This window comes from Thiovibrio sp. JS02 (genome assembly GCF_053485635.1).
Genome location: NZ_CM130715.1, coordinates 1917052 through 1930334 on the forward strand (window position 1 = coordinate 1917052; position 13283 = coordinate 1930334).

The 13283-nt window shown below is 57.5% G+C and carries 8 protein-coding genes; 3 read left to right on the forward strand and 5 right to left on the reverse strand.

Annotated elements, in window-relative coordinates; translation table 11 throughout:
* Positions 1–28: 28 nt before the first annotated feature.
* Genes ACUUL3_RS08900 through ACUUL3_RS08910 form a run of 3 tightly spaced genes read right to left on the reverse strand, consistent with a single transcriptional unit; the run spans position 29 to position 3673 of the window.
* The gene (locus ACUUL3_RS08900) at positions 29–850 is read right to left on the reverse strand and encodes a response regulator (RefSeq protein WP_448550629.1); all 822 of its coding nucleotides are present in this window, start codon (positions 848–850) and stop codon (positions 29–31) included.
* Positions 851–854: 4 nt separating this feature from the next.
* Positions 855–2030 carry a sensor histidine kinase gene (locus ACUUL3_RS08905; RefSeq protein WP_448550630.1) on the reverse strand — a complete coding sequence of 392 codons (1176 nt, stop codon included), beginning with the start codon at positions 2028–2030 and terminating at the stop codon, positions 855–857.
* Positions 2031–2074: 44 nt separating this feature from the next.
* Positions 2075–3673: an ATP-binding protein gene (locus ACUUL3_RS08910; protein WP_448550631.1), complete on the reverse strand. Its 1599-nt coding sequence runs from the start codon at positions 3671–3673 to the stop codon at positions 2075–2077.
* Positions 3674–3905: 232 nt separating this feature from the next.
* Here ACUUL3_RS08910 and ACUUL3_RS08915 point away from each other — a divergent pair, with 232 nt between their 5' ends.
* Positions 3906–6194, forward strand: coding sequence for an ATP-binding protein (locus ACUUL3_RS08915; RefSeq protein WP_448550632.1), 2289 nt, complete (start codon positions 3906–3908; stop codon positions 6192–6194).
* Between the two features lie 4 nt (positions 6195–6198).
* On the opposite strand, the gene ACUUL3_RS08920 is transcribed toward ACUUL3_RS08915, so the two are convergent.
* Together ACUUL3_RS08920 and ACUUL3_RS08925 are read right to left on the reverse strand one after the other, a co-directional pair.
* A complete protein-coding gene (locus tag ACUUL3_RS08920; RefSeq protein WP_448550633.1) occupies positions 6199–6957 on the reverse strand; it encodes an ABC transporter permease in 759 nt (252 codons plus the stop codon).
* A gap of 72 nt (positions 6958–7029) precedes the next feature.
* Positions 7030–7959, reverse strand: coding sequence for an ABC transporter ATP-binding protein (locus tag ACUUL3_RS08925; protein ID WP_448550634.1), 930 nt, complete (start codon positions 7957–7959; stop codon positions 7030–7032).
* 282 nt (positions 7960–8241) lie between these two features.
* On the opposite strand from ACUUL3_RS08925, the gene ACUUL3_RS08930 reads away from it, so the two are divergent.
* Both ACUUL3_RS08930 and nifJ read left to right on the forward strand, forming a co-directional pair.
* Positions 8242–9228 carry a serine O-acetyltransferase gene (locus ACUUL3_RS08930; protein ID WP_448550635.1) on the forward strand — a complete coding sequence of 329 codons (987 nt, stop codon included), beginning with the start codon at positions 8242–8244 and terminating at the stop codon, positions 9226–9228.
* A gap of 238 nt (positions 9229–9466) precedes the next feature.
* The gene (gene nifJ / locus ACUUL3_RS08935; RefSeq protein WP_448550636.1) at positions 9467–13012 is read left to right on the forward strand and encodes a pyruvate:ferredoxin (flavodoxin) oxidoreductase; all 3546 of its coding nucleotides are present in this window, start codon (positions 9467–9469) and stop codon (positions 13010–13012) included.
* Positions 13013–13283 lie beyond the last annotated feature (271 nt).

Consider the following 13283-nt stretch of genomic DNA (forward strand, 5'->3'; position numbering starts at 1 on the left):
CGGGACTGCCCGTTCCCAGGGGGTCGGGCTAACGCCCCACCGGTTCAAGAACCAAAACGGTTCCTTCCTGCCCCTCTTCACCTTTCATATGCCTCGCCCTGACCACCATCGCCCCGGAGGGAAAATCCACCTGGGCCAACATCGTCTCTCCCGCCTTAAGTTCCGCCAGCAGGTCAACGAGCGCCCGGGGCAGAACCTCCCGCGCCCTTGTCCCGGTCAGGACCCCGCACGCCGTGCCGATGACCTCTCCGGCGCTATGGTTGCACTGGACAATGGCGTTGTCGACATCGAGACCGAGGACGCCCACCGGCAATGCATCCAGAATGAACTGGCTGTGGCGCAACACCCTGTTCTGGAAAAGCAACTCTTCGGTGCGTTCCCGTACCAGTTGTTCAAGATTCTCATTGAGCAGGCGCAGTTCCTCGTTCGAAGCACTGAGATCTTCGGTGAGCTCCCGGTTTTTCTTTTGCAGGAAATAAAAATCAAGGGCCTTGGAAATCGTCACCTTCAGTTCATCGTCATTCCAGGGTTTTGGGATGAATTTGTAAATCTTCCCTTCATTGATCGCCTCCACGACGGCCGCGGTATCGGCATAGCCGGACAAGACGATGCGGACCGTATCCGGTCGCAACGCGCAGACCTTTTTCAGGAAATCGACACCGTTCATCCCCGGCATGCGGTAGTCGGAGAGAACCACCTGCACGGCCGGCTCCGCCTCTAAAATCTCCAGCCCTTCCTCGCCGCTGCAGGCCCGCAATATTTCGTACTCTTCGTCAAGAAAAAGCCGCTCCAGCGCCCTTAAAACATTCACCTCGTCGTCGACGCAGAGAATTCTGACCGCTTCCTGCATGGATTCACTCCTCAATGATCGGGATTCTGACCGTGAACACGCTTCCCATCCCCGGCGTGCTCCTGACATCTATTTCGCCATGGTGCTTCTTGGTGATTATGTCATAGGCGATGCTCAAACCCAGCCCCGTCCCTTTTCCGACCTCCTTGGTGGTAAAGAAAGGATCAAAAAGCCGCGGCAGAACGTTTTCGGCAATCCCGCATCCCGTGTCGCTGACGCTTGCGAACACGGAAGCGTCGTCCGCCCAGGTTTTCACGGTGATTTCCCCACGTTCCTCAATGGCTTGCGCCGCGTTCATCAACAGGTTCACGAAAACCTGGCTGAGTTGCTGCGGATTGCATTTTGTTCTCGGCACCTCGGCAAACTCCCTGTGCAGGGTCGCCTTGTATTTGATTTCGTTCCAGACCATGCCAATGGTGCTTTCCAGTATGTCATTGACGCTGTCGTACTTGACCAGATCCTGATCGGCTCTTGAGAAGCTTTTCAGATCCTGGACGATTTTCTTCACCCGCTCCGTGCCCTCAAGGGAGTCGTCAATCAGGCTTTTCACATCTTCGAGAATAAAATCGATCTTCAGCTCCTTTCGTTTTTGCGCCAGTGTTTCCAGGGCGTTATCCCCCTGTCCTTCCCGGGAGGCGAGGATCTCGACAAATTCGAGAATACGGGCGATATACTTCTTCAGCGAGCCGAGATTGCTTGCTATGAAACCAATGGGGTTATTGATCTCGTGGGCAATGCCGGCGGCAAGCTGCCCGATCGAGGCCATCTTCTCATTATGCATCATCTGGGCTTGACTTTTTTTCAATTCGTCCTGAAACTGTTTACGCTCCAGGGAATAGCGCATTGCCTTCAGCAGAAGAGGGCCGTCCATCTCCCCTTTCATGAGATAGTCCTGGGCACCGAGCTGCAGAGCCTGAGTGGCAAAGGATTCATCGCTCAGGCCGGTTAGAACTATTACGGGAACATCCGCCGAGGTTGCATGCACCTTTTCGAGGGTCGCAAGTCCGGTGCTGTCCGGCAGATTCAAATCAAGCAGCACAAGGTCCGTTTCCCCCCGCGCCAGTGCCCGTAATCCTCCGGCAAGGTCGGCAACGCGCGCGACCGCAAACTGTTCGCCACCGTAACAGGCGATTACCTCGGTGATAACCTCGGCAATGAGCGGCTCATCTTCGATCAGCAAAATATTCGTTTTTCTTGCGTTCAAACCGTCAGATACCATTTCTTCTAGTTTTCTCCGGCCGACAAAGGCAGTTCGACTGTAAAGGTTGATCCCACTCCCACCGTGCTTTTGACGGAAATCGTTCCGCCATGTTTCTTGGTGACAATGTCATAGGCAATGCTCAAACCCAGCCCGGTGCCCTTTCCCACCTCCTTGGTGGTGAAAAAGGGCTCGAAAAGACGGCCGAGATTTTCCCGCGGAATCCCACAACCCGTATCGCGAATCTCCACCATGACCCTGTTGCCCTCCTCCCAGGTCTTGATAAAAATATCCCCGTGCCCCTCAATGGACTGCCCCGCATTCACCAGGAGGTTCATGAAGACCTGATTGAGCTGCTGGGGATAGCATTGCAGAAGAGGGAGGTTCCCCAGCTCCTTGTGGACGGAGGTTTTGTATTTCAATTCGTTCCAGACAATGTTCAAGGTCTCTTCCAGGCACCTGTTGACATCGGCTTTCACCACCTCAGCCTGGTCGATTCTGGAAAAACTTTTCAGATTCCTCACTATGCCCTGCACCCGATCAACACCGTCCAGCGACTCCTTGATGAGTTCCACGGCATCCGCAAGCACATGGTCGATTTTCAATCTCTCCCTTTCCCGTCGCAGCTCCTCGGCGCCGGGCAGATTTCCGGCCCGATCCAGGACCGCGGCCTGCGCGCCCAAAAACGCCTCCAGGCGTCCGACATACTTGGCCAGGGTGCCGAGGTTGCTTTTGACAAAGCCGACCGGATTATTGATCTCATGGGCGACCCCTGCGGCAAGTTGCCCGATGGAGGCCATCTTCTCCTGATGGAGGAGATGCGACTGGGATGCCTTCAGCTTGTCGTAGGCCTCGGAGAGTTCCTGGTTCTTTGCCTCCAGGATAAACATCATGCGATTGAATTTTTCGCCGATCAGATGCACGGGATCGGTGATCGATTCGTTATAGAACCTGCACCGCTCGCAGTCACCTATCTTTTGCGCATGAGTCCCCTGTGCCTCCCCCAGACACTGCGTCCCGGCGATCCGCCAGCAGCACATGGGCTCCCGCCCGTAACAGGGACAATCCGTCTGCCCGCATTGCATGCTTTGCCAGCATTGTCCCATCCCGGGAGGCAAGGAAAAATAGGCCCCGAACTTTTGTTGTCCGGCAATGCGCTCAAACATGCCGGAAAGGTCGTCAAGGGCACCCAGCAAGGCTGTTCTGTGCTCCAGCAGCTTCTGCGTCGCGGCGGTCCGCTCGGTGATGTCCTGAAGAACAACAACGGTGCCAATCCGCTCCTTCTTGATAACCAGGGGATACATCCGACGGTGGTAGACTCGGCCGGAACCCTGATGGATCATTTCCACCGCGCCCTCCGGCTCACCGCCGCCATCCCTTTCCCGCAGCCCGCCGGCCTCTGCCTCCTCCGGCCAGCTCCGGCCGAGGAGCTGGGAAAAATTCTTTTCACAAAATACACTGAAGGCGAGGTTGCACCTTCTGATGTTGTTCTGTTCGTCGGTGAGGATGACCATGTCCGTCACGCAGTCCATGGCCTTTTCCCACTCCTCCTTGGCCGCCTCGACTTTGCGCAGTAAAGCGCTCAAGGCATGACCGTCCCGGAGATTATCCTGCTCCGCTCCCATAACCACCCTCTTCACGCGTATCTCGCCCCCGCCACCAGGAACTGAAAGGTGATTTCAGTATAGGTAAAATCTTCACAAAACAGCAAGCGGCACGACATGATGACAATTCACTCCGTGGAAGCAGTTCTGGACAGGCACGAAACGGTTGTGATACGATTAACGTCGTTACAACGGCACATTCCGCACCTTATTACCCTACACCCATGCAGTGCGCACAAGCCTCAGGTGGCCGATGAGATTTCGTCTCATATTTTTTTCTCTAGTGGTTCTTCTCTTTTTAACGTTAACCGCTGGCGTCCTCATTTATCTCAACGGAATCCGCAAGGCGGCATATACGGAGACCGCGGCCCTGGTGCAGGATACGGCGAATTATTTCAGCGACAAGATAAATTTCTTCATTGCGCCTGCCCGGCACGGCGTGAAGGCGCTTGCCGGAGAGGAGGCAAGCCTGGCGCTCTACCGCGAAAAAACAAGGCCGGCAGCGGCGGCCGCGGCCATCACATCCCTCAGAAACTACCGAAATGCCCTCAATGCCTCACTCTGTTATCTGCTGGACAAGAATGGCAGGATCATCGCCATAAGTGACCAGGATGCCCCGGAGAATAGCCACGGCGACAGCCGTGCAACATCTGTCTATTTCCCAGAAGCCGTTGCCGGACGGGTCGATACCGCCGTGATTGTCGACCCGGTCACCGGCGGCAAGGGCATCTATTTCAGTCATCCCGTTTTTCTTGAACAAGAGGTTGTTGGCGTTGCCGTCATCAAAATGTCAACTGCCGACCTGGACAGACTGCTGGCCAATATCCTCGGCGAGCTGGCCTTAACGGATGAACACGATACGGTCTTGGCAAGCAGCGACAACGATTGGCTTTTTAAAACACTCAAGGCCCCTCCGCCGGGGAAAAAAATCCCCCTTCCCGCTGAAAAAAAACCGCCCGCCCGGGCTTCCGCCCCGCTTCATGTCCAATTTGCGCGGAATGCAAACAAGGCCGTTCTCCCCGATGGCGAAGAATATCTCTATCACAGAAGCGTTGTTCAGGGGACCGATGGCTGGACGGTGACATACTTTTACCAGGCGAGCAATCTGAACAGAAAATTTTATCTGGGGATACACCGCAAGGTTTCATACGCGCTTGCCGGGATCACGCTCCTGTTTTTCGGCACCACCATTTTCCTCTATCGGCAAGCCAATGTCGCCTGGCGGGAACGCGAACACCTGGACATGAAACACCGGGCCGCCAGCAGTTTTCTTGCCCAGATCTTCAATCTCGCCACCGAGGGAATCCGGATAATCGACAACAACTTCAACGTGATAAAAGTTAACAAATCCTTCTGTCAGATGACCGGCCATAGCCCTGACAACATCATCGGCCATAAATGTTACGATAATTTCTGGGGACCACGCTGCCATACCCCTGAATGCACGCTTGCCCTGATCAAGGCCGGGAAAAAGCGTCTTGAGTTTGAAATCGTCAAGGAAGGCCTGGCGGGCCCTCTCAATTGCTGGGTTGCCGCGGTTCCTTTCGTCGACGCCAACGGCAAGGTTCTCGGGGTTCTCGAAACCTTCAGGGATATCAGCGAACGGCTTGAGACGGAAATCTCCATGCAGAAGGCCTTTGAGGATGCCCACAAAATGGCGGAAGAACTGGCAGCCTCCCATTATCAGATAGTCCAACAGAAGAAAGAGCTGGAAAAGGCCTACGACCTGCTGAAACAAAGCCAGTCCCAGATCCTGCAGCAGGAAAAAATGGCCTCGATCGGGCAGCTTGCCGCAGGAGTCGCCCACGAGATCAACAATCCCATGGGGTTTATCGCCAGCAACCTGGGCACCCTCGGCAAATACATCGACCGTCTTGCCTCCTATCTGGAAAACGTTGAGAAAAAACTCCGGGAGGAAAAGGAGAACAGCCAGGAACTCGACGATCTACGGAAAAAATTGAAGATCGCTTACATCCTCAACGACGGCCGGGAGCTGGTGAGGGAATCCCTGGACGGCGCCGAGCGGATTCGGAAGATCGTGCAGGGGCTCAAAAACTTCTCCCGCGTCGATCAGGCGGAAAAAGCACTGGCCGACCTGAACGAATGCATCGACAGCACTGTCAACATTGTCTGGAACGACCTGAAATACAAGGCGGAGATAATAAGGGAGTATGGCGACATCCCGCGCACCGTATGCATGCCCCAGCAGCTGAATCAGGTTTTCATGAACCTTCTGCTGAATGCGGCCCAGGCCATTGAAGAGCACGGATCGATCACGGTGAAAACGTGGCACGACGGAAAATGGATCTTTGCCTCGGTCAGCGATACAGGAAAGGGGATTCCCCAGGAACATCTGACCAAGATCTTCGATCCGTTCTTCACCACCAAAGGGGTGGGCAGCGGTACCGGCCTGGGCCTCAGCATCGTTTACGACATTGTCGTAAAAAATCATAAAGGCGACATCATTGTCGCCAGCGAAGAGGGCAAAGGCGCGACCTTTACCCTGAGGCTCCCCGTGGTATCGACGGAGGACAATGCCTGAGCGGTCAGCGGATCAACCTCCGCCTGACGAGGATCACCGCCAGGAAGGTGGCAAGAACGGCGATCAGCAGAGAGCCGACAATCTTCAAAAGCATCGGTTCCTGCAGGTTGCCGTAGCAGAGCATTCTCGCCAGGCTGACAATGGGAGTGAGTGGCAAAAGCTCCAGCACTGCCCTGGCGGCGGGGGCCACATTCCGCAGGGGAAAGAAGATGCCGGAAAAAAGAAACAAAGAGGTGATGATGAGCGAGATGAAATAGTTGAAGAAGTCATAATTGGTCGCCAGCGCGGTCATGATCAGGCCGCTTGCCGCGAAAAAAATCCCGGAAACAAAGAGGACCGGCAGGAGGGCCAGGGTCCAGGGGGAAGGAAAAACCCCGAAAAGAGGGAGACAGAGCAGCATGATCAGGCCTGCCAGCAGGCCCTTGCTCGCACCCCAGACAATCTCCCCCACCACCAGATCCGCCAGGCCCAGCGGGGTCATGAGGATCGCCTCGTAGGTTTTCTGCACGGCAAGCCTGGTATAGGAGCCATAGGTCGTCTCAAAGGCGGCGCTGTACATGACCGCGCTTGCAACCAGCCCCGGGGCGATGAACTGCAGATAGCTGAGGCCCTCGATGGGCGCGAGATCCCGGCCAAGGCCATAGCCCATGGCCAGCAGAAAGAGCAGGGGTTGCCCCAGGTTGCCGATCAGGGTGGCCAGCATATGTTTCCGCCAGACCCTGGCATTGCGCAGCCACACTGTCAAAAAAGATACGCTGTTCACGATGTTCTCCTGCCCGATTCCCTCCCGCGGGCGGGCGTCGTTTGTCCCGGCCCCCAGGCTTGGGGGAAAATACTATGATTCCCGCAGGGACCGGCCGGTGAGCTGAATGAAAAGATCCTCGAGGTTTGCCGGCCGTCGCAGCCAGTTGCGCGCCTTGGCCAACACCTTTTCCAGCCGGGAACAATCCTCCCTCGTGTAGACGAAAAGGCGATCCCCCACCCTCTCCATGCTGGCGTTGCACCGGGTAAAAGCCATGGCCAGCGCGTCGAGCTCGCTTGCGGTTCCCTCCACCTCATACACCTCGATCCCGACCAGATCGGTGATCAACCGCTGGGGTTGACCCTGGGCCACAATCTGGCCATGATCAAGGATAAGCACCCTGCCGCACAGTCGGGAAACCTCGTCCAGATAATGGCTGGTCAGCAGCATGGTGGTACCCCGCTCCTGGAGAACTTCCAGACGCTCCCAGATCAGATGGCGGGCCTGGGGGTCAAGGCCGATGGTGGGTTCGTCGAGGATAAGGAGCCGGGGCTCGTTGATCAGGGCCCGGGCCAGCAGCAGCCTCCGGCGCTGGCCGCCGGACAGATGTTCGATGATCTCATTGCGCCGGTTATAGAGGGCGAAAAAGTGGAGCAGCTCTTCTGTCCGCTCCCTGGCGAGCCGCCGCTCCACCCGAAAATAGCTGGCGTAGGTGAGCAGATTTTCTTCCACGGAAAGATCAGGGTCAAGGCTGTCCGCCTGCGGCACCACGCCGATGCGGAACTTGGCCGCGCGCTGGTGCCTGGGCACCTCCAGGCCGAGGATGCGGACCTCGCCGACGCTTTTTTTCACCAGCCCGAGGAGGATATTGATGCAGGTGGTCTTGCCCGCGCCGTTGGGGCCGAGAAAACCCACGCTCTCTCCCTGGGAAAGGGTAAAGGAGACCCCGTCGAGAACGCGGCGCGCCCCGAAATACTTGCCGAGCCCCTGGGCCGATATCACCGGCGCGGCATCTGTGTTCACTCCGTTTTCCACTTTGCTTCCCCAGCAGGCGGTTGAAAAAACAGGACCGGGGCCGCCCCGCGACAACCGCCTTGAACCTTGGCAGGCGCCCACGGCCGAACCACACACTCTCTATACCATATTGCCGAGGAAATTCTGAATAATTCTCCGCCACCGCCTTTCACGGCCCCACTTCGCCCGGAGCCCGCTCTTGTCGGAAACGGCAATCACTGCTAAGGTGAATTCATCGCGAATGAGATATGCTTCTTTCCCGTTTGTTTGTAATGATTCCGGAGGATGACCGTGGCGCCTGCAAAAGCAATTCCCCATGCCAAAAACGAAGCCTGCCCCAAGGAGCAGCTGAGCAAGAGTGATTTCCGGAGTCAGCTTCCCGGAATAGTCGATCAGGTGGTCGCCACCTGTTACGACAATGCCTGTTTTGAACACGTTGAATCGGAACCGCTGCCGAGCCGTCAGCATGTGATCGAAATCCTCGATTCCTGCCGGGACATTCTTTTCCCCGGCTATTTCCGCAACCAGGGCATCGACCGGGTAAGCCTCAACTACCAGCTGGGCCTGGAGATTTCCGGCCTTTATGAAAGGCTGGCCAGGGAAATCACCCACGCCATCCGCCACGAATGCCTGCGCCACGAACACAGCTGTTCCCATTGCGAGGGGGCCGGCAAGGAAACAGCCTTCCACTTCATCAAGGCCCTGCCGCGCCTGCGGGCGATACTCGCCACCGACGTCCGCGCCGCCTACGAAGGAGACCCCGCCGCCGGCAGCTACGACGAAATCATCTTCAGCTACCCCGGCATGTTCGCGATCACGGTCTACCGCATCGCCAGCGAGCTGAACAACCTTGCGGTTCCGATCCTGCCGCGGATCATGAGCGAACACGCGCACAGCATCACCGGCATCGACATCCATCCCGGCGCCGTTATCGGCGATTCCTTCTTCATCGACCACGGCACCGGCGTGGTCATCGGCCAGACCAGCATCATCGGCAACAGGGTCAAGCTCTACCAGGGGGTGACCCTGGGGGCGCTCTCCTTCAGGCGTGACGATACCGGCGATCTCGACCGCCGGAGCAAACGCCACCCCACCCTGGAGGACGATGTCACCGTCTATGCCGGCAGCACCATTTTGGGCGGCGATACCGTCATCGGCGCCCGCTCGGTCATCGGCGGCAACACCTGGCTTACCCAGTCGGTGCCGCCGGACACCAAGGTGCTGCTCAAATCTCCCGAGCTGATCATGAAAACCACGCAAAACCAATCCGTAAAATAAAAATCTGGATATTCTTGCAAACTTCGTTTAGATTAGCAAGTTCGCCGGGCCAACCAGGGGAAACGACACGTTTTATCTCCTCGTATTTGTGCATTAAGCGCTGTGCCACCTTTCTCCGGCAATCATTCGTTTAAGCGATTTTGGTCACCTCCTGTCCATGCCCATGGATTACAACAGGGGATAACTGACCGGAATTTTACAACATATTAACCAATGAAAAATGGAAGGAGATGAGTCTATGTCCCGGAAAATGGTCACCATTGATGGTAATCAGGCATGTACCCACGTGGCCTATGCCACCAGCGAGATCATAACGATCTACCCCATCACCCCCTCTACGCCCATGGCGGCGGAGTCCGATACCAAGGCAACCGCCAGGCAGGAGAACATTTGGGGTTCCATCCCGGTTGTGACCCAGATGCAGTCCGAAGGCGGCGTCGCGGGGGCGCTGCACGGCAGCCTGACCACCGGCGCGCTCTGCACCACCTTCACCGCCTCCCAGGGCCTCTTCCTGATGATCCCCAACATGTACAAACTGGCCGGCGAGCTGACCCCCACCGTTTTCCATATCACCGCCCGCTCCATCGCCTGCCAGGGTCTCTCCATCTTCGGTGACCATGGTGACGTCATGGCCGCCCGCCAAACCGGCTGGGCCATGCTCTGCTCCCAGAACGTGCAGGAGTGCCAGGATATGGCGCTGATCGCCACCCAGGCGGCACTGGCGAGCCGCATCCCCTTCATGCACTTTTTTGACGGCTTCCGGACCTCCCACGAGATCCAGAAGATCGAACAGCTTACCTTTGACGACATGCGCAAGATGATCGACGAGGATCTGGTCGTCGCCCACCGCGAGCGCGGCCTTTCCCCGGACCGCCCCATGATGCGCGGCACCGCCCAGAACCCCGACGTCTACTTCACCGGCCGCGAGACCGTCAACAAATTCTACAACGCCACCCCCGGCATCGTCCAGAAGACCATGGACAAATTTGCCAAACTCACCGGCCGTAAATACCATCTCTTTGATTACTACGGCTCCCCGGATGCCGAGGACGTCGTCATCATGATGGGCTCTGGCGCCGAAACCGTGGCCGCCACGGTCGAGCACCTCATCAAGAAGGGCAAGAAGCTCGGCCTGGTGGTTGTCCGCCTCTTCCGGCCCTTTGACTCCGCCGCCCTGATCAAGGCCCTGCCCAAGAAGGTCAAGCGCATCACCGTGCTCGACCGCACCAAGGAGCCGGGTTCCGCCGGCGAACCCCTCTACCTCGACATCCGCGCAGCGGTTGGCGAGGCGGTTGAGGCCGGCACCCTGAAGAAGGCCCCCTCCATCCTGGGCGGCCGTTACGGCCTGGGTTCCGCCGAGTTCACCCCGGCCATGGTCAAGGCGGTTTTCGACAACATGGCGGCCAAGAAAGCGAAGAACCACTTCTGTGTCGGCCCCGACGATGACGTGGCCCGCACCAGCCTCAAGTACAACTCCTCATTCGACATCGAGGGCAAGGACGTCTACCGGGCCATGTTCTTCGGTCTGGGCGCGGACGGCACCGTCGGCGCCAACAAGAACACCATCAAGATCATCGGTACCGAAACCCCCAACAACGCCCAGGGCTACTTTGTTTACGATTCCAAGAAGTCCGGCTCCATCACCACCAGCCACCTGCGTTTCGGCAAGAACAAGATCGTGGCCCCCTACCTGATCAACAAGGCGAACTTCGTGGCCTGCCACAACTTCACCTTCCTTGACAAGTACGACATGCTTTCCAACCTGGAAACCGGCGGCACCTTCCTGCTCACCACCACCTACAACAAGGATCAGGTCTGGAAGCAGTTGCCCGCCGTGGTCCAGAAGGACCTGCTCGCCAAGAAGGCCAAGTTTTACATCATCGATGCCATCAGCCTTGCCGAAGCCATCGGCCTTGGGGCCCGCATCAACATGATCATGCAGACCGCCTTCTTCCTGATCTCCGGCATTCTCACCAAAGCCGAAGCGATCAAGGCCATCAAGGACGCGATCAAGAAGACTTACGGCAAGAAGGGCGACAAGGTCGTCAACATGAACTACGGCGCCGTTGATGCGGCAGTGAACAACATCGTCGAGGTCAAGATGCCCAAGAGCGCTGACGGTCATGCGAAGCCGCCGGTCGTTCCCGCCGAGGCTCCCGACTTTGTCAAGGAAGTCACCGCCAAGATGATCGAGGGCAAGGGTGACCAGATCAAGGTCTCCCAGATGCCCAATGACGGCACCTGGCCCACCGGCACCACCCAGTATGAAAAGCGCAACATCGCCGTGCATGTGCCCGAGTGGATTCCGGCCAACTGCATCCAGTGCGGCCGTTGCTCCCTGGTTTGCCCGCATGCGGCCATCCGCCTGAAGATCGTCAAATCCGCGGACCTCAAAAAAGCCGCCAAGAGCATGAAGAGCGCCGAGGCGGTGGGTGCCCAGTTCAAGGGCAGCAAGGCCATCGTCCAGGTCTTCACCGAAGACTGCTGCGGTTGCACCCTCTGCGTCGATGCCTGCCCGGCCAAGGAAAAAGCCCTGAAGATGGTGGAGAACAACGAAAAACTCCGTGTGCAGGAAGCCGCCAACGTGAAGTTCTTCCTGGCGCTCCCCGAGGTGGCCAACAAGGATATCGATCCTTCCACCGTCAAGGGCAGCCAGCTGCTCCGGCCCCTTTTCGAGTTCTCCGGCGCCTGTGCCGGCTGTGGCGAAACCCCCTACATCAAGCTGGCCACCCAGATGTTCGGCGACCGGATGTTGATAGCCAACGCCACGGGCTGTTCCTCCATTTACGGCGGGAACCTGCCCACCACCCCCTACTGCAAGCGCGCCGATGGCCGTGGTCCGGCCTGGGCAAACTCCCTGTTCGAGGACAACGCCGAGTTCGGGCTTGGCATGCGCAACACCGTGAACAAGTTCGCGGCCCAGGCCACCGAGCTTCTCGAAAAGGCGGTTGAGGAAAAACTGATCACCAAGAAGGTGGCCGATGAGTTGATCAAGGCCTCCCAGAAGAACCAGGACGAGATCGAGGCCCAGCGCGGCCGGGTTGCCAAGTTGAAAGACACCCTTGCCAAGAGCAAGTCGGCAACCGCAAAGCGCCTGTTGCCCATCGCCGACTATCTGGTCAAGAAATCCGTCTGGATCTTCGGCGGCGACGGCTGGGCGTACGACATCGGCTACGGCGGTCTGGACCATGTCCTTGCCTCCGGCGAGAACGTCAATGTCCTGATCATGGACACCGAGGTCTACTCCAACACCGGCGGCCAGATGTCCAAGTCCACCCCGCGCGCAGCCACGGCTCAGTTCGCCGCCGGCGGCAAAAAGATGCCCAAAAAAGACATCGGCATGATCTTCTCCACTTACGGCAACGTCTATGTGGCCAAGGTCGCCCTGGGCGCCAACCCGCAGCAGGTGGTCAAGGCCTTTGCCGAGGCTGAAGCCTATGATGGTCCTTCCCTGATCATCGCCTATGCCCACTGCATCAACCACGGCATCAACATGGCCAAGGGACTTGACCAGCAGAAAAAAGCGGTTGCCTGCGGACATTGGCCGCTCTACCGCTACAACCCGACCCTGGAGGATGAAGGCAAGAACCCGCTGCACCTCGACAGCAAGGCGCCGACCATTCCTTTTGCAGAGTATGCCTTGAATGAAAACCGTTACCGGGCTCTGAAGCTGATGAACCCGGAGCACGCAGAGGAACTTATGGTGATGAGCCAGAAGGACGTGGAAAAATCCTGGAAATTCCTGGAAGGCCGCGCCAAGGCCCTTGAGCCTGAAAAGAAGTAGAATATCGTTGGCTTGACCAAAGCCTGTTTCACCGATCCTGCCTTGCATGGCTGCAAGGCAGGATTTTTTTTAGACCCTTTGCGGAAATCCGTGCAGGCCGCAAGGAGAATGAAAACTGAATCTTAAATCGTTTCGACGCTGCACATAGGCACCGTGGCGAATCCGGACCACTTCCGCTGTGATGGCCGCGAGCAAGCCCTGAACTTGGCGGCCCCCCGGCTGGCGGGAGCCGGCAAGCACCGCGTCTGTATTTTGGCGTAAATACGAATGG

Coding starts and splice junctions, on each gene's coding strand:
- ACUUL3_RS08910 (WP_448550631.1), bottom strand. CDS start 3,673: ATGGGAGCGGAGCAGGATAATCTCCGGGACGGTCATGCCTTGAGCGCT.
- ACUUL3_RS08900 (WP_448550629.1), bottom strand. CDS start 850: ATGCAGGAAGCGGTCAGAATTCTCTGCGTCGACGACGAGGTGAATGTT.
- ACUUL3_RS08915 (WP_448550632.1), top strand. CDS start 3,906: ATGAGATTTCGTCTCATATTTTTTTCTCTAGTGGTTCTTCTCTTTTTA.
- nifJ (WP_448550636.1), top strand. CDS start 9,467: ATGTCCCGGAAAATGGTCACCATTGATGGTAATCAGGCATGTACCCAC.